Origin of the sequence: Kitasatospora sp. NRRL B-11411, assembly GCF_000721345.1 — a bacterium.
Classification (GTDB): Bacteria; Actinomycetota; Actinomycetes; order Streptomycetales; family Streptomycetaceae; genus Kitasatospora; species Kitasatospora cineracea.
In genome coordinates this window covers 61,008-84,189 of sequence record NZ_JOGH01000019.1, presented here as the reverse complement: position 1 = coordinate 84,189, position 23,182 = coordinate 61,008, and the positions used below count along the sequence as shown (strand labels likewise).

At 75.1% G+C, this 23,182-nt stretch carries 21 protein-coding genes and 1 riboswitch; of the genes, 9 read left to right on the top strand and 12 right to left on the bottom strand.

What is annotated here, in order from left to right; genetic code table 11:
• Positions 1-83: 83 nt before the first annotated feature.
• The 5 genes from IH44_RS0112530 to IH44_RS0112510 form a co-directional block, all read right to left on the bottom strand.
• On the bottom strand, positions 84-1,559 hold the full coding sequence (locus IH44_RS0112530) for a class I adenylate-forming enzyme family protein (protein WP_035954836.1): 1,476 nt from the start codon (positions 1,557-1,559) through the stop codon (positions 84-86).
• Positions 1,560-1,720: 161 nt separating this feature from the next.
• A complete protein-coding gene (locus IH44_RS0112525) occupies positions 1,721-2,461 on the bottom strand; it encodes a glycosyltransferase family A protein (protein ID WP_232794916.1) in 741 nt (246 codons plus the stop codon).
• Positions 2,458-3,465: a 3-oxoacyl-ACP synthase III family protein gene (locus tag IH44_RS0112520; RefSeq protein ID WP_030459570.1), complete on the bottom strand. Its 1,008-nt coding sequence runs from the start codon at positions 3,463-3,465 to the stop codon at positions 2,458-2,460. The genes IH44_RS0112525 and IH44_RS0112520 overlap by 4 nt, the downstream gene beginning before the upstream one ends.
• 213 nt (positions 3,466-3,678) lie before the next feature.
• A complete protein-coding gene (locus IH44_RS0112515; protein ID WP_030459569.1) occupies positions 3,679-5,172 on the bottom strand; it encodes a flotillin family protein in 1,494 nt (497 codons plus the stop codon).
• A 185-nt stretch (positions 5,173-5,357) separates the two neighbouring features.
• Positions 5,358-5,558 carry a hypothetical protein gene (locus IH44_RS0112510; protein WP_030459568.1) on the bottom strand — a complete coding sequence of 67 codons (201 nt, stop codon included), beginning with the start codon at positions 5,556-5,558 and terminating at the stop codon, positions 5,358-5,360.
• A gap of 123 nt (positions 5,559-5,681) precedes the next feature.
• Positions 5,682-5,815: riboswitch (TPP riboswitch) on the top strand.
• On the opposite strand from IH44_RS0112510, the gene thiC reads away from it, so the two are divergent.
• From thiC to IH44_RS0112495, 3 genes are all read left to right on the top strand, one after another.
• Positions 5,811-7,592, top strand: a complete 1,782-nt coding sequence (gene thiC / locus IH44_RS0112505) for a phosphomethylpyrimidine synthase ThiC (protein WP_030459567.1) — start codon at positions 5,811-5,813, stop codon at positions 7,590-7,592. (Overlaps the previous riboswitch by 5 nt.)
• A gap of 109 nt (positions 7,593-7,701) precedes the next feature.
• A complete protein-coding gene (locus IH44_RS0112500; RefSeq protein ID WP_030459566.1) occupies positions 7,702-7,932 on the top strand; it encodes a hypothetical protein in 231 nt (76 codons plus the stop codon).
• Positions 7,929-8,336: a type II toxin-antitoxin system VapC family toxin gene (locus IH44_RS0112495; protein WP_030459565.1), complete on the top strand. Its 408-nt coding sequence runs from the start codon at positions 7,929-7,931 to the stop codon at positions 8,334-8,336. Before IH44_RS0112500 ends, IH44_RS0112495 begins: the two co-directional genes overlap by 4 nt.
• Positions 8,337-8,388: 52 nt before the next feature.
• On the opposite strand, the gene IH44_RS0112490 is transcribed toward IH44_RS0112495, so the two are convergent.
• Positions 8,389-8,832, bottom strand: a complete 444-nt coding sequence (locus IH44_RS0112490) for an SRPBCC family protein (protein WP_051816821.1) — start codon at positions 8,830-8,832, stop codon at positions 8,389-8,391.
• A gap of 154 nt (positions 8,833-8,986) precedes the next feature.
• On the opposite strand from IH44_RS0112490, the gene IH44_RS0112485 reads away from it, so the two are divergent.
• A complete protein-coding gene (locus tag IH44_RS0112485) occupies positions 8,987-9,772 on the top strand; it encodes an AraC family transcriptional regulator (protein WP_030459563.1) in 786 nt (261 codons plus the stop codon).
• Positions 9,773-9,868: 96 nt separating this feature from the next.
• Here the strand turns inward: IH44_RS0112485 and IH44_RS0112480 are convergent, their stop codons facing one another.
• Entirely contained in the window at positions 9,869-10,861 is a 993-nt protein-coding gene (locus IH44_RS0112480; RefSeq protein ID WP_030459562.1) for a hypothetical protein, read from the bottom strand.
• Between the two features lie 221 nt (positions 10,862-11,082).
• Positions 11,083-11,952: a hypothetical protein gene (locus IH44_RS0112475; RefSeq protein WP_157852290.1), complete on the bottom strand. Its 870-nt coding sequence runs from the start codon at positions 11,950-11,952 to the stop codon at positions 11,083-11,085.
• A gap of 106 nt (positions 11,953-12,058) precedes the next feature.
• Here IH44_RS0112475 and IH44_RS0112470 point away from each other — a divergent pair, with 106 nt between their 5' ends.
• On the top strand, positions 12,059-12,649 hold the full coding sequence (locus IH44_RS0112470; protein WP_051816819.1) for a TetR/AcrR family transcriptional regulator: 591 nt from the start codon (positions 12,059-12,061) through the stop codon (positions 12,647-12,649).
• Between the two features lie 85 nt (positions 12,650-12,734).
• The gene (locus IH44_RS0112465; protein ID WP_030459559.1) at positions 12,735-13,949 is read left to right on the top strand and encodes a M20 family metallopeptidase; all 1,215 of its coding nucleotides are present in this window, start codon (positions 12,735-12,737) and stop codon (positions 13,947-13,949) included.
• 41 nt (positions 13,950-13,990) lie between these two features.
• Here IH44_RS0112465 and IH44_RS0112460 read toward each other — a convergent pair whose 3' ends face one another.
• Entirely contained in the window at positions 13,991-14,986 is a 996-nt protein-coding gene (locus tag IH44_RS0112460) for an Lrp/AsnC family transcriptional regulator (RefSeq protein ID WP_030459558.1), read from the bottom strand.
• 121 nt (positions 14,987-15,107) lie between these two features.
• Here IH44_RS0112460 and IH44_RS0112455 point away from each other — a divergent pair, with 121 nt between their 5' ends.
• Positions 15,108-16,496 (top strand): MFS transporter, encoded by a 1,389-nt coding sequence (locus IH44_RS0112455; RefSeq protein WP_051816818.1) that lies wholly within the window; start codon positions 15,108-15,110, stop codon positions 16,494-16,496.
• A gap of 239 nt (positions 16,497-16,735) precedes the next feature.
• On the opposite strand, the gene IH44_RS49370 is transcribed toward IH44_RS0112455, so the two are convergent.
• From IH44_RS49370 to IH44_RS0112440, 3 genes are all read right to left on the bottom strand, one after another.
• Complete coding sequence (locus IH44_RS49370; protein WP_051816817.1) at positions 16,736-17,599, bottom strand: hypothetical protein; 864 nt, start codon at positions 17,597-17,599, stop codon at positions 16,736-16,738.
• A gap of 164 nt (positions 17,600-17,763) precedes the next feature.
• Positions 17,764-18,912 (bottom strand): metallophosphoesterase, encoded by a 1,149-nt coding sequence (locus IH44_RS0112445; RefSeq protein WP_081966858.1) that lies wholly within the window; start codon positions 18,910-18,912, stop codon positions 17,764-17,766.
• A 178-nt stretch (positions 18,913-19,090) separates the two neighbouring features.
• Positions 19,091-20,248, bottom strand: coding sequence for a LacI family DNA-binding transcriptional regulator (locus IH44_RS0112440; RefSeq protein ID WP_030459554.1), 1,158 nt, complete (start codon positions 20,246-20,248; stop codon positions 19,091-19,093).
• 287 nt (positions 20,249-20,535) lie between these two features.
• On the opposite strand from IH44_RS0112440, the gene hisC reads away from it, so the two are divergent.
• Together hisC and IH44_RS0112430 are read left to right on the top strand one after the other, a co-directional pair.
• On the top strand, positions 20,536-21,612 hold the full coding sequence (gene hisC, locus IH44_RS0112435; protein WP_030459553.1) for a histidinol-phosphate transaminase: 1,077 nt from the start codon (positions 20,536-20,538) through the stop codon (positions 21,610-21,612).
• A 100-nt stretch (positions 21,613-21,712) separates the two neighbouring features.
• Entirely contained in the window at positions 21,713-23,005 is a 1,293-nt protein-coding gene (locus IH44_RS0112430) for a TrpB-like pyridoxal phosphate-dependent enzyme (protein WP_030459552.1), read from the top strand.
• Positions 23,006-23,182 lie beyond the last annotated feature (177 nt).

The following is a 23,182-nucleotide window of genomic DNA, read 5'->3' as shown; positions in this document are numbered from 1 at the left end:
GGATGCGAGTCAACGGGCGCTCCGGGCGGTGGGCTTGGCGAGGTGGCGGTGGGCAGGGGGCGACGGGCGCTCCGGGGGCGGGGTCAACGGGTGCTCCGGGTGGGGGACTTGGCGAGGTGGGTGGCGCAGTAGTGGGCGGCGGCGGTGCGGTCGGGTTTGCGGGAGCGGCCGGTCAGCGGGACGGGGCCGAGCAGCAGGGCGTCGGGGCGGGCGGTGCCCATCCGGTCGAGCGGGGCGCGCAGGGCGGCGCGCAGCCGGTGGCGGTCGGCGCCGGGGCGGGGCTGGACCAGGGCGACCAGCTGCTCGTCGCCGTCCGGGCCGGGGACGCCGACCAGGACGGCGAGTTCGACGTCCGGCAGGTGCAGGGACGGCTCGTACAGGCCCGGGTAGATGTTCTCGGCGCGGCGCAGCACCATGTCCTTGAGCCGGCCCGCCAGCACGATCCGCCCGTCCGGGTCGAGGCGGGCCCGGTCGCCGGTGCGCACCCACGGGTCCGGGTCCTCGCCGAGGTAGCGGTCGCGGGCGGACGGGGCGGCGAGCAGGAGTTCGCCGTCCGCGCCGAGCCGGGTGCGGACGCCCGGCAGCGGGTGGCCGAGCAGGTCGCCCGGGCCGTCGTGGGCGCTCTTGTCGCGCTCCTCGACGGCCGCGGCCGGGAACAGTTCGGTCAGCGCGTACACCCCCCACGCCTCGCTCGCCCCCGCCTGCTTCGCCCGGCGCAGCAGCGCGGCGTCGGCGGGTGCGGAGCCGGTCCAGACCCGGCCGGTGAGCCGGCGCAGCGGTCGGAGCTGAGGAGGCGTCAGGTAGGTCTCGTCCGGGGCGAGCCGGTCGAGCTGGCGCTGCAGGACGGCGGCGCGGCGGGCCGGCAGGGCGGCGATCGCGCCCGCGGCCAGCGCCGGGACCAGCACGAACGTCGTCCCGCCCAGCACCGTCCGCCCCGGGCGGGGGCGCACCAGCGCGTCGACGGCCCGCATCCCGGCGGCCAGCGAGGCCCGCGAGTGCACCACCGCGCGCGGCGCGGAGGTGGTGCCGGAGGTGAACACGATCACCGCGTCACCGTCCCCCTCGTACGGGGCCGGGGCGGGCGCCGGGTGCGCGGCCAGCGACCGGGCGCACCACGGGTGCCGGGGGCCGACGGTCGCCACCGGTGCCAGCGCCTCCAGCGGCGGCAGCTCCAGGTGGGCCCGGCGGGCCAGCGGACGGGCCCACCCCGCGACGGCCTGCGCGGCGGCGTCGGCCAGGACCAGCGCGGGCGGGGCCAGCGCGAGCCGGGCCCGCAGCACCTCCGGGCCGGCGCCCGGGTCGAGCACCGCGCTGCGCAGGCCCAGCCGGTGCGCGGCCAGCAGCACCGCGAGGGCCCGCGGGCCGGGACGCACCGCGACGCCCAGGGTGTCGCCCGGGCGCAGGCCGTGGACGTGGTGCAGGGCGGCGGCGTACTGCTCGGCGAGGGCGGCGAGTTCGCCGCAGCGGGCGAGGACGCGGGGGCTGCCGCCGCGGGTGGTGCCGAGCAGGGCCGGACGCGAGGCGCCTTCGCGCAGGGTGCGGGCGAGCTGGTCGAGCACGGCGGGGTCCTTTCGGGGTGCTGTTCTGACAGGCCCTCAGCAGCATGGGCTCTTCGGTGGGCTCCGGCCTCCAGCAGCATCGACCCGCCGTTCCCCGGGCCCCCGGTGGGGCGCTGTCCGGTGGGGCGCTGTCCGGCGGGGCTGTCCGGCGGGGCCGCTGGTCATCTGACGTCGGCGTTGCGGTGGCCGGGGCCGCGTTCGAGGTACCAGCGGGCGGTGCCGCGCAGGCCGTAGGCGCGGATGCGGCGGGTGGAGTTCTGGACGACCATGTCGGGGCGGTGGACGATCGCGGTGGTGTGGCGGCGGATCCGGTTGATGAAGGCGCGGTCGGTGGGGGAGGGGCGGCGGGGCATGCCGTCGGTGGCGAGGTAGAGGTCGGCGGTGATGGCCATGTTGTTGCCGGCGTGCATGCGGTAGGGGGTGAGGTAGCCGTGGCGGCGGCGGTGGGCGGGGCGGATCCGGCCGAAGAGGGCGCCGAGGGCGACCAGGGCGCGGAAGGCGGCGCGGCCGAGCGGGCCGTGCTCGTCGCGGCGGGCGGTGACGCGGCCGCAGACCAGGCCGCCGGAGGCCCGCAGGGCGGTGCGGGCGGCGCCGGCCCAGCCGGGTTCGGGGAGGCAGTCGGCGTCGGTGCGGGCGAGCAGGGTGGCGCCGTAGTCGATGGCGTAGCGGAAGCCGGTGTCGACGGCGCAGCCGACGCCCTTCTCGGGTTCGACCAGCAGGTGGACCGGGAAGGGGGCGGTGCGGGCGAAGGCGAGCACCTGGTCGGGGGTGGTGTCGGTGGAGCCGTTGTCGACGACCAGCAGGGTGAAGTCGCGGTCGTGCTGGGCGGCGAGGGCGCGCAGGGTGGCGTCGATCCGGGCGGCCTCCTGGTAGGCGGGGACGATCACCCACAGCTCGGTCACGACTTCTCCCAGACCATCGTCATCAGACTGACGCCGCCACCGAGGCCGACCATCAGGACGCGGTCGCCGGTCTCCAACTCCGGCATGACGCGGTCGAGTTGGACGCCGATGGTGGCGGAGGCCAGGTTGCCGAGTTCGGGGACGGTGACGACCAGCTTGCCGGCGGGGACGCCGGTGAGCTCCACGAAGCGCTCCAGGTAGGGCAGGGTGACCTGGTGGACCAGGACCCGGGCGTAGGCGTCCCAGCCGAGGCCGGTGCGGGCGGCGACCCGGGTGAGGATGTCGGCGCCGATCTGCTCGAAGACGCCGCGCAGCTCCTTGCCGCCGCCGCGGAAGTAGCTCCACTCGTCGCCGCGCGGGTGGCGGGAGCCGCCGCCGGGGATGCCGCCGACCTCCCAGTGCTCGGAGGCGGTCTGGGTCTCGACGTCGAGGATGCCGCCGCGGTCGACCCGTTCGACCAGGACGGCGGCGGCGCCGTCGCCGAAGGTGTAGCCGGCGAAGCCCGCGCGGAACTCGGCGAGCCCGGACGGGTCGCGGCGCATGGCCCGGCTGGGGGTCTCGCCGGTGACCACCAGGGCGCGGGTGGCGCGGCCGGCCAGGATCATCGCGCGGGCGGTGTCGATGCCGTTGAGGAAGCTGTTGCAGGCGTTGGACACGTCCAACGCGTGGGCGCGGGAGCCGAGTTCGGACTGGACGAGGTGGGCGGTGGCGGGTTCGCAGACGTCCCGGGAGGCGGAGGCGAACAGCAGCAGGTCGAGGTCGGCGGGTTCCAGTCCGCGGGCGGCCAGGGCCCGGCGGGCGGCGCCGAGGGCGAGCGTGGAGGGGTGCTCGTCGGGTCCGGCGAAGCGGCGGGTGCGGATGCCGGTGGCCTTCTCGAACATGCCGTCGGGCAGCGGCAGGCGGGCGCCGGCCGCCACCTCGTCCTGCAACTGCCGTGAGGTGACGGTCCGTTGCGGGAGGTGGGAGCCGACGGCGGTGATTCCGACGCGGGGCAGCAGGTCCATGCTCCGATGCTGGCGCGGGGGCGGTGGAGGGGGCGTGAGTACGGGTACTCAGCTGCTGCCCGGGATTGCGGAGACGATGCGTCGGTACGCGGGAGCGCCGGGCGGGGGCGCCGGGCGGGAGCGCCGGGCGGGGGTGCCGGGCGGGAACGGCGCGGCCCGTACGGCGGTGGTGCTGCCGTACGGGCCGGGTGCTGCCGGTGTCCCGGCGGTGCGTCAGTTGCCGCTGTCGGCCTGCACCGGGATGACCTGGGTGGCCGGGGCGGCCGGGGCGGGCTCCGCCGGGGCCTCGGCGGGGGCGCCGGTGTTCATCGAGGTGAGCAGCTGGCGGGCCAGGCCGAGGCCGGTGCCGCCCATGGTGAGCGCCTTGGCGAACATCTCGGACATGCCCTCGGCGCCGTTCAGCAGCACCATGTGCTCGACGTTGCCGAAGGCGTCCGCGCCGGCCCGGACGATGGCGGGCCAGTTCTCGGCCAACTGCTGGGCGACGACGGCTTCCTGGTTCTCGGCGAGGGCCGCGGCGCGGGCCTTGATGCCCTCGGCCTCGGCCAGGCCCTGGGCCCGGGTGGCCTCGGCCTCGGCGAGGCCCTTGGCGCGGGCGGCCTCCGCCTCGGCCAGGCCCTTGGCGGCCTCGGCGGCGGCCTGGGCCTCACCGGTGGCGCGGGTGGCCTCGGCGGCGGCCAGGCCGCGGGCCTTGGTGGCCTCGGCCTCGGCGGCCGCGGCGACCTTGACCCGGTTGGCCTCGGCGGCGGTCTTCAGCTCGGTCTCCCGGGAGAGCGCCTCGGCGGCGGAGATCCGGGCGTCGCGGTCGGCCTCGGCCTTGGTGCGGGTCTCGTACGCGCGGGCGTCGGCGGGCTTGCGGACGTCGGCCTGGAGCTGTTGCTCCTTGCGGTGCGCCTCCAGCTCGGCGACCTTGGTCTCCTGGACCACGACCTCCTGCCGGGCGGCGGCCTGGGCGAGCGGTCCGGCCTGCAGCGCGCGGGCCGCGGCGGTGTCCATCTCGGCCTGGTAACCGGCCTGCTGGATACCGGAGTTGCGCGTTGCCTCGGCCTTGCGGGCGAACGCCTCCTGCTCGGCCTCGGTGGCCCGGCGGTCGGCCTCGGCGGCCGCGATCCGGGCGTCGCGCTGGACGGCGGCGGCGTGCGGGGCGGCCAGGTTGGTGATGTAGCCGGTCGGGTCCAGGATCTCCTGGATCTGCAGCGAGTCGATGATCAGGCCGAGCTTCTCCATCTCGATCCCCGAGGCGGAGCGGGTCTCCCCGGTGAGCCGCTCGCGGTCGCGGATCATGTCCTCGACGGTCAGCCCGCCGACGATGGAGCGCAGGTGGCCGGCGAACACGTTGTGCACCCGCTGGCCCATCATCTTCTGCTGGTCCAGGAAGCGGCGGGCGGCGTTGGCGATGGACGACGGGTCGTCGCCGACCTTGAAGATGACCACGCCCTTGACGTGGACCGGAATGCCCTGCGAGGTCACGCACTCGACGTCCAGCGCGGCCTCGTTGAGGTCCAGCGACAGCCGGCGCACCGCCTGGACACCGGGCACCACGAAGGTCCCCCGTCCGGTGACCACGCGGAAGCCGAGGCCCTCGCCGTGCTTGGAACCCGAGATGACCAGCGCCTCGTTCGGTTCCGCCACCCGCCACATCAACTTGAACAGCAGGATCAGCAGAACGATGCCGGCGACGACTCCCCCGGCGATGCCGATGAGCATCGGGAACTCCCCCTTCGTGGCACACCGGTCCGTGGCTGCGCAGGGTGGTGCAGTTGTGGGCGCGGAATCCGGTGGCAGCGGCATTCTCCGCCGCCCGGCGGCGGGGTGGAAGGCCCCGCACCCGTGGGAACTGTCACTGTCTCGAAACGATTGCAAAGGGTTTGCAAAGCCCTGCTGAGGTGTAGTCAGAAGGGCTCGACGTACACCGTGCGCGGTGGCTGGTAATCGACCACCACCACCATGCTGCCCGGCTCCAGCGGATCACCCGGGACGGCCCGGTACGCCAGGAACGCCTCGCTGCCCAGGCGTTCGGGAACGCTCACCATCACCTCGCCGACCAGGCCCGCGCCGATCCGCCCCGTCACCCGCCCCACCAGTCCGATCACCCCGGCGATTCTTCCACCCCGCACGCCGCCCGCACAGGCCGGGCGCACGCCCCGCACCGGGGGTGCGCCCTGGACCGTCCGCGCCCGGTGCCCTACGGTGAGCAGCGGACGCAGGCGCAAACGCCTGCGCGGAACGGGAGCTCGGAGCACCGGGCTGAGAGGGCGCTGACGGTACGCGGGCCCGCGTACCACCTGCTGCGCCGACCGCAGGAACCTGACCGGGTAATGCCGGCGTAGGGAGTTGAAGGTCGCATGACCACGTTCGCCGAAGACACGTCTGCCCAGCAGCCGACCGCCACCGGGTACCCGACCCCGGCCTGGCGCAAGGCCCACCGCCAGGGCAGCCGCCCCGACCTGCGGGTCCCCTACCGCGAGGTCCACCTCACCGACGGGAAGACCGTCCCGCTGTACGACACCTCCGGCCCGTACACCGATCCCGCCCAGCCCACCGACGTCCGGCGCGGCCTGGCCCCGCTGCGCGACCCCTGGATCCGCCAGCGCGGCGACGTCGAGGAGTACGAGGGCCGCGCGGCCCGGCCCGAGGACGACGGCATCCGGCACACCGCCCCGCGCGGCGGCGACCTGCGCACCCTGGACGCCGTCTTCCCCGGCCGCCCGCGCCGCCCGCTGCGCGCCCGCGACGGCGTCGCCGTCACCCAACTCGCGTACGCCAAGCGCGGGTTGATCACACCCGAGATGGAGTTCGTCGCGCTCCGGGAGGGCCTGGAACCGGAGTTCGTCCGCGAGCAGGTGGCCCGCGGACGGGCCGTCATCCCGGTCAACGTGAACCACCCCGAGAGCGAACCGTCCATCATCGGCACCGACTTCCTGGTGAAGATCAACGCCAACATCGGCAACTCCGCCGTCACCTCCTCGATCGAGGAGGAGGTGGAGAAGATGACCTGGGCCACCCGCTGGGGCGCCGACACCGTCATGGACCTCTCCACCGGCCGCAACATCCACACCACCCGCGAGTGGATCCTGCGCAACTCCCCCGTCCCGATCGGCACCGTCCCGCTCTACCAGGCGCTGGAGAAGGTCGACGGCCGGGCCGAGGAACTCAGCTGGGAGGTCTACCGCGACACCGTGCTCGAACAGTGCGAGCAGGGCGTCGACTACATGACCGTGCACGCCGGCGTCCTGCTGCGGTACGTCCCGCTGACCGCCCGCCGCAAGACCGGCATCGTCTCGCGCGGCGGCTCGATCATGGCCGCCTGGTGCCTGGCGCACCACCAGGAGAACTTCCTCTACACGCACTTCGAGGAACTCTGCGACCTGCTGCGCGCCTACGACGTCACCTTCTCGCTCGGCGACGGCCTGCGCCCCGGCTCGATCGCCGACGCCAACGACGAGGCCCAGTTCGCCGAACTCACCACCCTCGGCGAACTCGGCCGGATCGCCCGCGCCAAGGACGTCCAGGTCATGATCGAGGGCCCCGGGCACGTACCGATGCACAAGATCCGCGAGAACATGGACCTGCAGAAGGAGATCTGCGACGAGGCCCCATTCTACACCCTCGGCCCGCTGACCACCGACGTCGCACCCGGATACGACCACATCACCTCCGGCATCGGCGCCGCGATGATCGCCTGGTGGGGCACCGCGATGCTCTGCTACGTCACCCCCAAGGAACACCTCGGCCTGCCCGACCGCGACGACGTCAAGACCGGCGTCATCACCTACAAGATCGCCGCCCACGCCGCCGACCTCGCCAAGGGCCACCCCGGCGCCCAGGCCTGGGACGACGCCCTCTCCGACGCCCGCTTCGAGTTCCGCTGGGAGGACCAGTTCAACCTGGCCCTCGACCCGGAGACCGCCCGCGCCTTCCACGACGAGACCCTCCCCGCCGAACCGGCCAAGACCGCGCACTTCTGCTCCATGTGCGGTCCCAAGTTCTGTTCGATGAAGATCAGCCACCAGATCCGCGACGAGCACGGCGGCGAGGCCGAACAGGCCGCGATCGCAGGAATGGCCGAGAAGTCCGCCGAGTTCGCCGCCCGCGGCAACAAGGTCTACCTGCCGATGGCCGACTGACGTACGCGACCGCAGCGCCGCCCCCGGAGCTTTCGCTTCCCGGGCGGCGTTCTGTCGTTCCGCCCTCCGTGGATCTGCATTTTGCAGGCATTGGAGTTAGAATGCAGCCATGACAGTCCTCACGATCCGGGACGTCCCGGATGACCAGGTTCAGACCCTGAAGGTTCGCGCGGCCCAGGCGGGCCAGTCGCTCCAGGCGTTCATGCAGGATCTGATCGCCAAGGAGGCGTCCAAGCCCACGATGGCGCAGATGATGGAGCGGCTGAACCGGGAGACCACCGCCAGCATCAGCACAGCCGATGTCCTCGCTGCCATCGACGAGGGACGAGCCGGACGTTGATCGTCATCGACTGCTCCGCTCTCGTCCTGGTTCTCACCGCCCAGACCTCCGACGGAGAGCTCGTCCGCAGTCGCGTGGTCGAGGGTGGGGACGTCTACGCCCCCACCCTCCTCGACTACGAGATCCAGTCCGCCCTTCTCGGCATGCAGCGTGGAGGCAAGCTGACGGAGAAGGAGGTGGAGCGGGCGATCGCCGCGTACCGGATGCTTCCCATCGCCAAAAGGGAGACGCTGCCCTTCTGGGACCGGGTGAAGAAGCTGCACGCCAACCTCAGCGCGTACGACTCCCAGTACGTCGCCCTCGCGGAAGCCCTGGGTGTACCGCTGATCACCGGCGACGCGCGGATCAAACGCAGTGGTGCGGCGAAGTGCGAGGTCGAGGTCTTCTCCTCGAACCACCCGTGACTGTCGTCACTCTTCGCAGTGTTGCCTCTGTTCAAGTTCTGCTCGATGAAGATCAGCCACCAGATCCGCGACGAGCACGGCGGCGAGGCTCTGGGGTGCCGGATTCCAGGGTGCGGCGGATCACCGCCGAGCCGTGTTCGACGGATTCGGCGATCGGGGCGGCCAGGGTGTCGGGGAGGACGTCGGTGTGCCACACGAAGCGGGTGCGGCCGCCGGGCTCCGGCAGGGCCTGCATGGAGGCGTGGTGGTGGGAAGGGTGGAGGGTGCCGCCGATCACGGTGTAGGCGACCCGGCGGGCCTCGTGGTCGAGGTCGACGAGCCGTTCGAGGACGACGGTGCCGTCGGCGAAGGTGACGGTGCGGGTGTCCGAGCTCAGCTGCGTGTCGGTGACGAAGCCGGGCGCGAGGCGCTCGTGCACCGCGCCGTAGTCGCTGAGCACCGACCACACCGCTTCGGGGGCGGCTTCGACGACGAATTCCTTGTGGATGGAGGCCATGGGCGATCGACTCCCGGTCGGGACGCAGGGACGGGTGGCGGAGCGGGGCGCTCCCCCTCCTGGTGCGGCACCCAGCATCCGGGGTGGCGGCGGGGGAGGTCTTGAAGATCCTTGCGGGCCGGTGCTGTCGTAGCCGGGGCGTACTGTCCGCGGCATGCTGTCCGCTGCGACGCTCGCCGCCCGGCCCGGGTTCACCGTGTCGGTGGTGGGCTGCCGCTCCGACCACACCCGCTGGTCGGAGCCGGAGACCCGGGACGACCACCGGCTGGTGCTGGTGCGGCGCGGCAGGTTCCGGCGCCGGGCCGACGGCGCCGACACCGACCTGGACCGGACCGTGGCCTACCTGGGCGCGCCCGGCGAGGAGGAGCGCTTCGCGCACCCGGCCGGCGGCGACCTCTGCACCTCGGTCAGCTTCGGGCCCGCCCTCCTCGAACGCCCTCCCGCCGCGGCGGCGGTGTACGTGGACGCGCGCGTCGACCTCGCCCACCGCCGGCTCGTCGCCGCCGCGGGCACCGGCGACCTCGACTACGCGCTGACGGAACAGGTGCTGCGCCTGGTCGCGGTGGCGGCCGGCGAGCCGATGGTGCGTCAGCGGCCGGCCGACCGGGCGCTGGTCGCCGCGGCGCGCGAGGCGATCCTGGCGGAGGACCCGGCGGCCGGGCAGCTCTGCGCGCTGGCCGCGCTGCTGGAAGTGTCGCCCTACCGGCTGAGCCGGGTGTTCTCCCGGCAGATGGGCGTCTCGCTGACCCGCTACCGCAACCGGGTGCGCGTCACCCGGGCCATGGACCGGATCGCCGCGGGCGCACCCGGCCTCGCCGACCTGGCCGCCCGACTCGGCTTCGCGGACCAGGCCCACCTGACCCGCACCGTCCGCGAGCACGTGGGCCACACCCCGGCCGCACTGCGCCGCCTGCTCGCCCCCGGCCCGCCCGCGCCCTGAACCGGGCGGTCGGGTGGCGGGCGGCGGATCCGGGGCGGGGGACGCCGCTGCCCCGGCCGGGGGGCCGGGGCAGCGGACGGGGTGTGGCGGGGCGGGTCAGCCGGCCGGGGGGCCGTCGAGGTCGAGGTAGTACTTCACGGAGTTCTCGACCGGGCCGCGGTCGGTGGTGGAGGTGAGGCTGAGCTGGTCGCTGAAGTAGGAGCTGCCGCTGCGGTCGAAGTCGACGAGGGAGAGGCGCAGCCGGTACTGGTGGCTCGCGCCACTGTCCAGGCCTCCGGGGACCGGGGGGAGACGCCAGGTGTTGTCGCTGCCGGGGACGGTGACCCAGGCGTCGTCGTGCCAGACCTCCAGCTTGAGGGTGGCGGGGCTCTGCCGGGTGCCGTCGCCGAAGCGGAGGGTCGGGTGGACGGTGCTGGTGCTCGCGCCGTTGTTGAGCAGGTTGAGGGTGGTCTCCAGCGGCTGCTGGAAGCGGACGGTGCCGGAGAAGCCGTCGAAGGTCTGGTAGAAGGCGCCGGTGGGGGCGGCGACCGGCAGGTTCAGCGGGTCGCTGTCGGTGCTGTCGCCGAGGTCGTTGCGCAGTGCGACGTTCACGGCGGTGTCGTCCGCCGGGAGCGCGGCGGTGAGCTTGAACGAGACCTTCCAGCTGTAGGTGGTGTGGGCCGGCACGGTGAAGGGCGTGCTGGCCATGGAGTTCAGGGGGAGGACGGCGCCGGCGAACTCGTTGGTGCCGCTCCAGGTCCGCAGGCCGTAGGTGTCCGGGGCGGAGATCGCGGTGGCGCTGAAGTCGATCCACTGCCAGTTGGCCGGGGCGGAGCCGACCGGGGTGACGGCCACCGACGGGTGGAACGGCTGCGCCTGGTCGGAGTTGTTGGTGACGGTCATGGTCAGGTCGGCGCCGTCGCCGCTGCGGGTCAGCGGGCCCTGGCCGGGGGCCTGGGCCAGGGTGGCGACCAGGGGCTTGGCGGCGGGGTCGCCGGACGGGGTGTCGGCGGCGAAGGCGGCGGTGGGCGCGAGGGCGGCGGCGGTCGCGGCCACCGCGACGGCGGTGGCGAGCAGGCGGGAACGGCGGACGGACGGACGTGCGGACATGAGTGGTCTCCCCCCGGAGAACTGCTGGACGCGGCGGTCGTGCGCTGTGGATCGGTCCGGGCTCCTTCGCGGACCCAGCGGCTGCGTCGGACAGATCTTCGCAGGCGGACCGTTCGTGTGCGGTCCTGGAACCGTCACCGCTGTGTAACAGGCCGTCAGGAAGCCTGCTCGGGACTGCTCGGGGCCGGTCCGGACCGCGTACGAGCGGGCGGCGGCCGGGGTCAGGGCGACGGGGTGACGGGGTGGAGGTCGGCGGGCAGGGCGGGGGTGGCGAGTTGGGCGGCGAGCCGCTTGGCCTCGTCGGCGTCGAAGGAGCCGGTGATGACGGCCCCGCCGCCGGTGATGGCCTGCTGGACGGCGGGGTGGGAAAGGACCGCGCCGTCCAGGACGACGGCGAGTTGGTTGGCGGGGGAGTCGAGGACGGCGATCCGGCCGGTGAGGTCGGCGAAGGCGGTCGTCCCGGCGGGGGTGAAGTTCAGCTGCACCTGCCAGCCGGAGCCGTTCGGGTCGAGCACGGCGCTGCTGTCGGTGATGTCGGGGCCCCGGAGCGCGACCGGGCCCAGGGCGAACTTTGAACGGCCCTGCGGCTGTTGGGCGCTGTCGCAGGCCAGGACCTGCTCGCCGGGGTCGGCGGCGGCGGGGTCGGCGGCGGGGTCGGCGGCGGCGGGGGCCGCGGCGCAGTCCAGGGCGGCGAAGCGGTCCTGCAGCGGCGCCGGGACCAGGCCCGTCACCGGTGTGGCGGGGGGGGCGCCGTCCGCCGAGGCGGCGAGCACCGGGCGGAACTCCAGGGCGGGCCGGTGGGTGAGGGCGGTGAGCCGGTCGCCGATCGGGCCGGCGACCGAGAGCGAGAGGACGCCGCCGTCGGTGGTCACCTTCGGATCCGCCAGGCCCAGCAACTCGGCGCGCCGGCGCAGCTGTTCGGCCGCCCGGCCGAGCGCGTCGGCGGTCAGCGGCCGGTCGGTGGTGAAGGCGGCCACCGTCCGGGGCCGGGTGTCGGCCGGGGTGCCGGAGTCGCAGGCGGCGGCGCCGAGGGCGCAGGCGAGCAGCAGGGCGGCGGTGGCGCTGGTGGTGGTTCGGCGTGGGTGCCTCATGCCGCCCATGGTGGCAGCCGGAGGCCGGGGGCGGGACGAATCCGCTTGATGCGCAAGGGAGTTCGAGGTCGGGTGGGAAGTGTCGGGGACGGCTTAGCCTGGGGGCATGGCCACCCATGCCCGTGCCCGTCTGCTCGACACCGCCGAGGCGCTGTTCTACGCCGAGGGCATCCGCGCGGTCGGGGTCGAGCGGATCCTCGCCGCCTCCGGTGTCGGCCGGGCCTCCTTCTACCGGCACTTCGCCGGGAAGGACGCGCTGGCCGTCGCCGTGCTCACCCGCCACGACCGGGACTGGCGGGACTGGCTGGCCGCCCGGGTGGCCGAGCTCGGCGGTCACCCGCTCGCGGTGTTCGACGCGCTCGCCGAAAGCTTCGCCCGGGAGGGCTTCCGCGGCTGCGCCTTCCTCAACACCATGCTGGAGACCGCCGACCGGGACAGCCCCGCGCACCGGGTCGCCGCCGCGCACAAGCGGCGGGTCGCCGGGTACCTGGCCGGGCTGCTGGCCGCCGCCGGGCACCCGCCCGCCCTGGCCCGGCAGCTGCTCCTGCTGATGGACGGCGCGACCGTCACCGCGCTGCGCGAGGGCACCCCCGCGCCCGCCGCCGAGGCCCGGGCGATCGCCGCCGCCCTGCTGGCCGCCGCGCCGCCCGGGCCGCCGCCGGAAGATCCGTGCGCGGCACCCGCCCGTCCCGCCTGATCCGTGCACCGGGGCCGGGCCGGGCCGCCGCGGGGTGAGGATGCCGGGGAACCGTCCGCTCCCCGTCCACCCAGGAGGCGCACCCATGTCGGCCGACGTTCACCCCCCGCTCGACGAACTCCGCCGCGCCGCCGCCGCGCTGCAGCCCGGACTCGTCGAACTGCGGCGCGCCCTGCACCGCGACCCCGAGCTCGGGCTCCACCTCCCCCGCACCCGGGCCCGGATCCTCGCCGCCCTGGACGGCCTCCCGCTGGAGGTCACCCTCGGCGAGCGGCTCTCCTCGGTCACCGCCGTGCTGCGCGGCGCCCTCCCCGGCCCGGCCGTGCTGCTCCGCGCCGACCTCGACGGCCTGCCCGTGCAGGAGGACACCGGCCTGCCGTACGCCTCCGAGAACCCCGGCACGATGCACGCCTGCGGCCACGACCTGCACACCGCCGCGCTGGTCGGCGCGGCCCGGCTGCTCGCCGCCCGCCGCGAGCAGTTGGCGGGCAGCGTGGTGTTCATGTTCCAGCCCGGCGAGGAGGGCGGCGGCGGCGCGGCCCTGATGGTCGAGGACGGCGTCCTGGACGCGGCCGGCGAACGGGTCTCCGCCGCGTACGCCCTGCACGTCGGCGCCGCGCTGCTGCCGGCCGGCTACGTGGCCGGGCGGCCCGGGCCGATCATGGCGGCCTCCGACACCCTGCGGGTGGTGGTCCGCGGCCGCGGCGGCCACGGCTCCAGCCCGCACCTGGCCACCGATCCGGTGCCCGCCGCCTGCGAGGCCGTCCTCGCCCTGCAGACCATGGTCACCCGCCGCTTCGACGCCTTCGACCCGGTGGTGCTGACCGTCGGCACCTTCCACGCGGGCACCGCGGCGAACGTCATCCCCGACGAGGCGGTCTTCGAGGCGACCGTCCGCTCCTTCTCCCCCGCCGCCCGGGAACGGGTGCTCTCCGAGGCGGTCCGGGTGGTCCGCGGCGTCGGCGAGGCGCACGGCTGCCGGGTCGACGCGGTGGTCGAGCACGGCTACCCGGTGACGGTCAACGACCCCGCCGAGGCCGCCCACGCGGAGCGGACGGTCCGTCAACTGCTGGGCGAGGACCGCTACATCGAGATGCCGCGCCCGCTGGCCGGCTCCGAGGACTTCGGCGTGCTGGCCGAGCACGTCCCCGCCGCGTACGTCATGGTCGGCGCCTGCCCGCCGGACACCGACCCGTTCACCGCCCCGTACAACCACTCCGCCGGGGCCCGCTTCGACGACGGCGTCCTCGGCGACGCGGCGGCCCTGCTGGCGGCGCTGGCCCTCGGCAGGCTGGGCTGAGGCGCTCGGCCGGCTGGGCCGAGGCCCCGGGCGGGGCGCGGTCAGGGCTCGATCGGGACGTAGTCCGTCCGGCGGCCGTCCGGGGTGAGCAGGTGGCCGACCAGTTTGAGGGTGCGCAGCGTGACGTGGCGGTCGTGCACCCGGATCGCCGGGTGGTGCTGGGCGAGGTCCTGCTCGATCCGGCGCAGGTCGGGCAGTTGCGGGGCGACCAGGTAGAGGGCGAGGTTCGCCGGGCCGACGGTGACCGCGCACATCCGGGTCTGCGGGAGGGCGGTGAGGCGGCGGGCGGTGTCGGGCAGCGCGGCGGGCGGGACGTCGAGCCAGAGCATCGCGCCGACCGGGTGCCCGGTGACCCGGGGGGAGGCGTCGCAGCGCAGCACCGCCCGGCCGGAGTCGCGCAGTTCGGCGAGGCGGCGGCGGACGGTGGTGGCGGGCAGGCCGGTGCGGGCGGCGAGTGCGGCGTAGGGCATCCGGCCGTCCGCGCCGAGCGCCCGGATCAGCGCGAGGTCCTCCTCGACCCGGCGGTCGGCGACCGGGCGGGCCGTGCCGGGCGGGGGCGCGGCGATCGCGCGGCGCTGCTCGGCGTCCAGCGCCCCGTTGCTGAACCGGCTGCCCTCGGCCACGGTGCGTTCGACCAGCGTGGTGCGGGTGCGCAGCACGCCGGGGACGGTGCCGAGCCGGTCCAGCAGGTAGGCGGTGAGGGCGGCGTGGTCGTAGGCGGCGACGGTGAGCAGCAGGTCGGCGTCGCCGGTGACGAGTTCGATGCTGGCGGCCTGCGGGTGCCGGGCCAAGGCCGCGGCGACGCCGGTGACCCGGTCGGCGGGGCAGTCGACCTGGACCAGCGCGGTGAGGCCGCGGCCGATCCGGTCGGCGGAGGGGTAGCAGGTGACCCAGGCGTCGCCGTTCGCGGTGAGCCGGGCCCAGCGGCGGGACAGGGTGGCCGGGTCGACGCCCAGCGGGGCGGCCAGCCGGGACCAGGGGGCGCGCGGGTCGACCCGGAGGGCGTCGACGAGCGCCAGGTCGAGTTCGTCGATCATGGCTGATCCTTGCGCGGGGTGGGCCGCAGGAACGGATTCGTGCGTGGGCGGTGCGGTGGCCTCCAGGTTAGCCATCCTTGCCGCCACCCCCACCGCCCTCCGCACCCCCACGGAACCGCCGATGACCGTCGCCGCCGTCCCCTCGCCCACCCGTCCCGCGCTGTCCGCCGTCCCGCTGCTGGCGCTGGTGGAGTTCGCCAGCGGGGTGCTGCAGGGCGGGTTCCCGATCCTGCTGCCCCGGCTCGGCGAGCACCTGGACCTGCGGGCCTCCGACCTGAGCCTGGCGCTGGGCGTCGAGTTCCTGGTGTCGGGCGTCGCGGTGCCGCTGACCTCCCGGCTGGGCGACCTGTACGGGCACCGCCGGCTGCTGCGGGCCACCGTGCTGCTGACCCTGCTGGGCTTCGCGGTCACCGCGCTGGCCCCGGACCTGCCGGTGCTGCTGGCCGGGCGGGCGCTGTCCGGGTTCCTGGCGTGCTGGCTGCCGCTGGAGTTCGCCGTGCTGCGCGACCGCCTCGGCGAGGAGCGCGGCGGCCGGGCGGTCGGGCTGCTGGTCGGCGCGCTGACGGTGGGCTCCACGCTGGGCGCGCTCGCGGTCGGCGGCCTGGGCGCGGACCCGGCGGCCACCCGCCCGCTGCTGTGGGCGCTGGCCGTCCTGCCGGTGCTGGCGCTGCCGGTGGTGTGGTGGCTGGTCCCGGAGTCGGAGACCCGGGCGGCGGGTCGGACCGACTGGGCGGGCGCGGTCCTGCTCTCGCTGGGCCTGACCCTGCTGCTGTCCGGCCTGGGCGCGAGCGGGGTGCTGCCGGGCGCGGTGACGCTGCCGCTGCTGGCGGCGGGGGCGCTGCTGCTGGCGCTGTTCGTCCGGCAGGAACTGCGGGCGGCCGAGCCGATGGTGGACGTCCGGCTGCTGGCCCGCCGGGCCACCGCGCCGGTGTTCGGGCTGAGCTTCCTGCTGGGCTGCGCGCTGTACGGGGCGCAGGGGCCGACGCTGGCGTTCGAGGCGGCGAAGCCCGCGGAGACCGGCTACGGGCTGGGCGCGGTGCCGCTGGTGCTGGGGCTGCTGGTGCTGCCGCAGACCGCGGCGGCGACGCTGGGCGCGGTGACGGCGCACCGGCTGACCCGGCGCCACGACGTCCCGGCGGTGCTCGGGGCCGGGTTCGCGCTGTGCGCGGCGGGCTACGGGACGATCGCGCTCGGGCACGAGGCGGCCTGGCAGTTCGCCCTGGGCGGCGCGCTGGCCGGGTACGGGGCCGGGCTGGGGCTGAGCCTGCTGCCGGCCCTGCTGATGCGGCGGCTGCCCGCCGACCAGACCGGCATCGGGACGGGCGTCTACAACACCCTGAAGTCGCTGGCGGGCGCGGCGGCGGGCGTGGTCGCGGCCGCCGTCCTGGACCACCTGCTGCTGCGGCCCGACGTCCCCTCCGCCACCGCGTACACCCTGGTCTGGACGGGCTGCGCGGTGCTGTGCGCGCTGGGCGTGCCGGTGGCGCTGGCCCTGCGGCCGCGCCGCTGAGCGGCCCGGGCCGTCCTGCTGCCGGCGGGCCTCGGCGGTACGTCAACTGGCCTGGCAGTAACGGGTGGACGCTGTGCGGTCGGCTGCGGCGCGGCGGTGCCGGACCGGGCGCGGGTGCGGGAGGTCCGCCCGGCGTGAGCCCCCCTGGCGGGGCCCGCGGCCGGCCGCTCCGGCGCCGGCCCGCTCCGCCCTGGCGGCCGTCGCCGCCTCCGGGGCGGAACGTGTGTCGGCCCCGGGGGTCAGACCTCGTTGGGGCCGGTGAAGCCCGGGCCCTCGGGGCGGGGGCGGCCGCGGTCGTCGGTGAGGCCCTCGGGGCCGGGGCTGGTGAAGTCGGGGGAGGAGTAGCCGGGGCCGGTGAACTCGGCCGGGCGGGGGTGGCCCTGGCTGTCGGTCAGGCCCTCGGCGCCGGGGCTGCTGAAGCCGGGGGAGGAGTACGCGGCGCGGCTGTAGCCGGGGCTGTGCAGGTCGGGCGGGGCGGTGCGGGCGGCCGGCAGCGGGGCGATCGCGGGGGCGGCGGCCAGGTTGGCGTGCAGCCAGGGCAGCAGGGCGCGTTCGCGCAGCGCGGTGCGCCAGGCGGCGCGGGCCTCGGCGAGGTCGGCGTGCTGCTGCGGGTCGGCGTGGCCGGGGGTGGTGGCGGCGTCGCGCAGCGCGGTGAGGACGAGTCCGGCGCCGCCGACCAGCAGGGCGCCGGCGGCGACGGCCAGCGCCAGCACGCCGGCGGTGACGGTGGAGCGGCCGAGCGCGAGGTCGGGCGCGGCGGCCCGCAGCAGCCAGCCGAGCAGCAGCAGGACGAGTCCGGCGGCGCCGGCCAGGACGGGGGTGAGCACGGTGAGGACGGGGAACAGCCCGGCCCCGGCGGGCGGGGTGCTGCCCGGGTGCTCGGCGAGCGCGGTGCGCAGCGCCAGGTAGTGCGCGTACTCGGGGGCGGCCGGTGCGGCCACGGTGTCGGCGTCGGCGAGCGCCTTGGTGTGGAGCTGTTCGGCGGTGAGGTGGGCGCCGGGTTCGGCGAGGGCCTGTCGGACGCCGGTGTCGCGCAGTGCTTCGTCGAGCAGGCGCGCGAAGTCGGCGCGGTCCTCGGCGAGCAGGCGCGGGGGGTTGCTCATGGGTGCCCCGTTCCGCGAGGTCGACGGAGGGTCTGTGGCCTCGATGGTAGGGGCGGCCGGGAGCGGGCCGACAGTCTCTTTCCGGAACTTCCGGACGCTCAGTTCCCTTGCGCTGCGGTGCAGTTGCCGTTCAGTCGTTCAGTGCGGGGGTGTTCCGGCGGGGGTCAGTTCAGTGGCAGCCGGGCGACCAGCAGGCGGCCGTCCATGGTCACGCCGCCGTCCATGGCGATGGCCAGCTCGTCGGCGTAGATGTACGGGCCGGGGACGTGCGGGGGGGAGCCGTCCTCGGGCTGGTCGCCGGTGAGGTACGGGATCGGGCTGTGGCCGTGGACGACCCGGTAGCCGCCGTACACGGCGAGCAGTTCCTGGGCGGCCATGGTGCCGGCCTGGCCGCGGAAGGCGAAGCGCTTGGTGAACTTGCGGAAGGCGTCCCACCACTCGTCGATGCCCTCGTCGGCGAGCAGGGCGTGCACGGCGTCGTTGACGTCGGCGATGGTCTCGCCGTACTCGAGGTACGCGGTGGTGTCGGAGTGCAGCAGCAGGTGGCCGTCCTCCAGGGCCATCGCGGGCAGCCGGGACAGCCAGCTGATGTGGTGCGGCTGCAGGCGCTCCAGGTCGTGCTGCTGGCCGCCGTTGAGCCGCCAGGCGGCGAGGAAGGAGGCGGTGCCGGCGGTGGACTGGACGGCCTCGTCGCCGTAGCGGGAGGCGCCGAGGAAGAGCAGTTCGTGGTTGCCCATCAGGGCGCGGCAGTAGCCGCCGGCCGCGGCGGCCTCGGCGGCGAGCTGCATGACCAGGTCGATCACGCCGATGCCGTCGGGGCCGCGGTCGGTGAAGTCGCCGAGGAACCAGACCCGGGAGCGGCCGGCCGACCAGTGGCCGTCGGTGTCGATCAGGCCCTGCTGGTGGAGGGCGGCGAGCAGTTCGTCGAGGTAGCCGTGCACGTCGCCGATGACGAACAGCGGGCCGGGGCCCTCGCCGGGCTCGGGCTGCGGGTACGGGAAGTGCACCTCGACCGGCTGGGTCTCGATCGGCGGGCCGAGCTCGATGGTCGGCGGGTCCTCGTGCGGGGCCTGCCCGGTGGGCGCGTAGTGCCCGGGGGCGGGGGCCGCCTCGGTGCCGAACTGGCCTGCGGGGGCCCAGTGCTGCTCCAGGTAGCGGGCGCCGCCGAAGGTGCTGTGGGTCTCCTCGTACGGGTAGCCGACGGGTGCGGCCGGTTCGAAGTAGGAGCCTTGCGGGAGCACGTCGAGGTCCTGGCGGGGGCGGGGGCCCGAGTGCGGGTGCTCGGGTTCGCGGAAGAGGTCCTCGGGTGTCATTCGCCCATCATAGGAAGCGCAGTCTCCCGTCGTCCTCACCTGGTCGGTATCCGATTTCCGCCGCACCGCCCGGCCCGCCCCGCGCGGGCCGCCGCACCGCCCGGTCTGCACCGTTTCGCGGTGGTCTCGACCAGTGGCGGGCGGGGCGGGTCGGCGACGGGCCGGCCGGGCGGTGCGGCTACACCTCGCCGGGCGGCCGGGGCGGGCTGACGGTGGTGCGCGGGCTGCGGCGCTGCGAGGAGGCCCGGACGATCAGCTCGGTGGGCATCAGGGTGCCGGGCGGCGGGCCGGTGCCGGCCGTGCGGTAGCGCGGCGGGAAGAGCCGGCCGGGGGCGGTGCCGGTGCCGGCGTCGACCCCCTCGATCGCGTCGATCAGCAGGTTGACCACGGTGGTGCCGATCCGACGGGGCTTCAGGGACAGCGTGGTGATGGGGGGTTCGGTGTTGGCGTACACGTCGGACTCGCTGCAGCACACCAGCAGCAGGTCGTCCGGCACCCGCAGCCCGTACCGGCGGGCGGCGGCCAGCAGGTCGGTGCCGTTCGGGTCGAACAGGCCGTAGACCGCGTCCGGGCGGTCCGGGCGGGCCAGCAGCCGGTCGGCGGCCACCGCCCCGGCGGCCGGGTCGTGCGCCGGGTACGCCTCGTAGACCGGCTCCTGGCCGACCCGGTCGCACCAGGCCAGGTACGCCTCGGTGGAGAGCCGGGTGTAGGTGTCGGTGGAGGTGCCGGTGAGCAGGCCGATCCGGCGGGCGCCGGCCTCGCTCAGGTGCTCCAGGATGCCCAGCACGGCGGCCTCGTGGTCGTTGTCGACCCAGGCGGTGACCGGGCAGTTGCCCGGTTTCCCGTCGGAGACCACCGGCACCCCGGACCGGTACAGTTCGGTGACCAGCGGGTCCTGGTCGGGCGGGTCGATCACCACCGTGCCGTCGAGCGCGATGTTGCTCCACACGTCGTGCCGGGAGGAGGCGGGCAGGACCACCAGGGCGTAGCCGCGGCCCAGCGCGGCACTGGTGGCGGCCCGGGCCATCTCGGCGAAGTAGGCGAACTCGGTGAAGGTGAACGGCTCTTCGCCGTACGTGGTGACGGTCAGTCCGATCAGGCCGGACCGCCCGGTGCGCAGGGTGCGGGCGGCCGCGGACGGCCGGTAGCCGAGGCGCTCGGCGACCTCGCGGACCCGGCTGCGGGTCTCGTCGGGGAGTCGGCCCTTGCCGTTCAGGGCGTCCGAGACGGTGGTGATGGACACGCCGGCGGCCGCCGCGACGTCCCGGATGCCGGCCCGCTCCAGGCGCCGGGACGCGGTGGCCCGTCGACCGTTCTGGTTGGCTGCTGCTGTCATGGCGGACCGATCGTATGGCGCACGGCGGCGGTCCGTGACCGGTTCGCTACAGGACGTCGGAGATACGTTTCTCCATGAACGGCTCCGGCGGCCCCCCTTCGAACCCCGCGGTTTTCCGGCCCCGATACCTCTGACATGTGCCAAAGGAACCCGGCAGAATGGCCGAACTGCACCCGTAACCCGGACGAGCATCTCACCCGCACGGGTGAGGGCGGTCGGTATCGTTCACGGCACCCGACCGGGGGCGGAACGGCGCCACCGCCGAGTAACGAGAAACGGAGAACCCCGTGGTTCAGCGCGAACACGGCCCCCGCCTGCGGCCCAGCCTGGACGGCATCCCCAGCTACAAGCCGGGCAAGCCCGCCGGAGCCGACGCCTTCAAGCTCTCCTCCAACGAGAACCCCTACCCGCCGCTGCCCGGCGTGCTGGAAGCCGCGATCGCCGCCGCGGGCGCCTTCAACCGCTACCCCGACATGGCGGTCAGCGGCCTGACCGCCGAACTCGCCGCCCGCTTCGGCGTCCCCGCCGAGCACGTCGCCACCGGCACCGGCTCGGTCGGCGTCGCCCAGTCCCTGGTGCTCTCCGCGGCCGGCCCCGGCGAGGAGGTGATCTTCGCCTGGCGCTCCTTCGAGGCGTACCCGATCATCACCCAGGTCGCCGGCGCCACCCCCGTGCCCGTCCCGCTGACCGCCGACGAGGCCCACGACCTCGACGCGATGCTCGCCGCGATCACCGACCGCACCCGGCTGATCTTCGTCTGCAACCCCAACAACCCGACCGGCGCGGCCCTCCACCGCGAGGAACTGGTCCGCTTCCTGGACGCCGTCCCCGCGCACGTCCTGGTCGTGCTGGACGAGGCCTACCGCGAGTTCATCCGCGACGCCGACGTCCCCGACGGCATCGAGCTCTACCGCGACCGCCCCAACGTCTGCGTGCTGCGCACCTTCTCCAAGGCGTACGGCCTGGCCGGCCTGCGGGTCGGCTTCGCGATCGCCCACGAGCCGGTCGCCGACGCGCTGCGCAAGACCGCCGTCCCGTTCGGCGTCAGCCAGCTCGCCCAGGACGCCGCGGTCGCCTCGCTGCGCGCCGAGACGGCCCTGCTGGAGCGGGTCGAGGCCCTGGTCGCCGAACGCACCCGGGTCACCGCCGCCCTGCGCGCCCAGGGCTGGACGGTCGTCGACTCCGAGGCCAACTTCGTCTGGCTGCGCCTGGGCGAGCGCACCCTGGACTTCGCCGCCGCCTGCGCCGAGGCCGGCGTGGTGGTCCGCCCGTTCGCCGGCGAGGGCGTCCGGGTCTCGATCGGCGAGGTCAAGGGCAACGACCTGTTCCTGGCGGCGGCCGAGGCGTTCCGCAAGGAGCTCTGACCCGCCGTCAGGTGCCGGGGTGGGCAGCGCGGTTGCCCGCCCCGTCCGGGTGGAAGGACTCCCTGCGGCAAGCGCACGACGCACCGCAGGGAGAGCCCGGATGAGCCCGCAGCACGCCGACCCGACCCCCACCGCCTGGTACAACATCCTGCCGGACCTGCCCGAGCCGGTCCCGCCGATGCTGCACCCCGGCACGAAGGAGCCGGTCACCGCCGACGACCTGGCCCCGCTGTTCCCCGCCGAACTCGCCGCCCAGGAGCTCGGCGGCCCGCGCGAGGTCGACATCCCCGGCCCGGTCCTCGACCTGTACCGCCGCTTCCGCCCGGCCCCGCTGGTGCGCGCCGAGCGCCTGGAGCGGGCGCTGCGCACCCCCGCCCGGATCTACTACAAGTACGAGGGCGGCAACCCGACCGGCTCGCACAAGCTCAACACCGCGCTGGCGCAGGCGTACTACAACAAGCGGGCCGGGGTGACCCGGCTGGTCACCGAGACCGGCGCCGGGCAGTGGGGCAGCGCGCTCGGCCTGGCCTGCTCCTTCCTGGAGCTGGACTGCGAGGTCTTCATGGTCCGGGTCTCCTACGACCAGAAGCCCTACCGGCGGGCCCTGATGGAGACCTACGGCGCCGCGGTGCACGCCTCGCCCTCGGAGCTGACCGCCGCCGGGCGGGCCGCGCTGGCCGCCGACCCGGCGTCCCCCGGCAGCCTCGGGCTGGCGATCTCCGAGGCGGTCGAGTCGGTGGCGGCCGCCGGCGGCCGGGCCAAGTACGCGCTCGGCTCGGTGCTGAACCACGTGCTGCTGCACCAGACGGTGATCGGGCAGGAGGCGCTGGCCCAGTTCGCCCGGATCGGCGACTACCCGGACGTGGTGATCGGCGCGGCCGGCGGCGGCTCCAACTTCGGCGGGCTGGCCTTCCCGTTCCTGGGCGAGCAGTTGGCGGGCCGCCGGGCGGTGCGGGCGCTCGCGGTGGAGCCCGCGTCCTGCCCCTCGCTGACCGCGGGCCGCTACGACTACGACTTCGGCGACAGCGCGGGCACCACCCCGCTGATGAAGATGCACACCCTCGGGCACGGCTTCACCCCGCCCGCGATCCACGCCGGGGGCCTGCGCTACCACGGCATGTCGCCGATCGTCAGCCACCTCAAGGAGCTCGGGCTGGTCGAGGCCGTCGCGGTGCCGCAGAGCGCCTGCTTCGAGGCGGGCGTGGCGTTCGCCCGGGCCGAGGGCATCGTGCCGGCGCCGGAGTCCACCCACGCGGTGCGGGCGGCCGTGGACGAGGCGCTGGCCTGCCGGGAGTCCGGTCAGTCGCAGGCGATCGTGTTCGCGCTGTCCGGGCACGGGCACTTCGACATGCAGGCCTACCTGGACCACTTCGCGGGGCGGCTCGCCGACTGACGCCGGGGCCCGCGTGAAGCCGTGACGGGACTTTGCTGGGAGGTTTCTGGGAGCAGGGTCAAGGGCTGGTGGTCGGCCGGTAGGGGGTCGGTCCGGGGGCGGTCGGTGCGCGGGGATTTGTCCGGATCGCTGGTCCCAGCGGGCGTTCAGGATCCGCACAGAGCGGAGCAAGAGCGC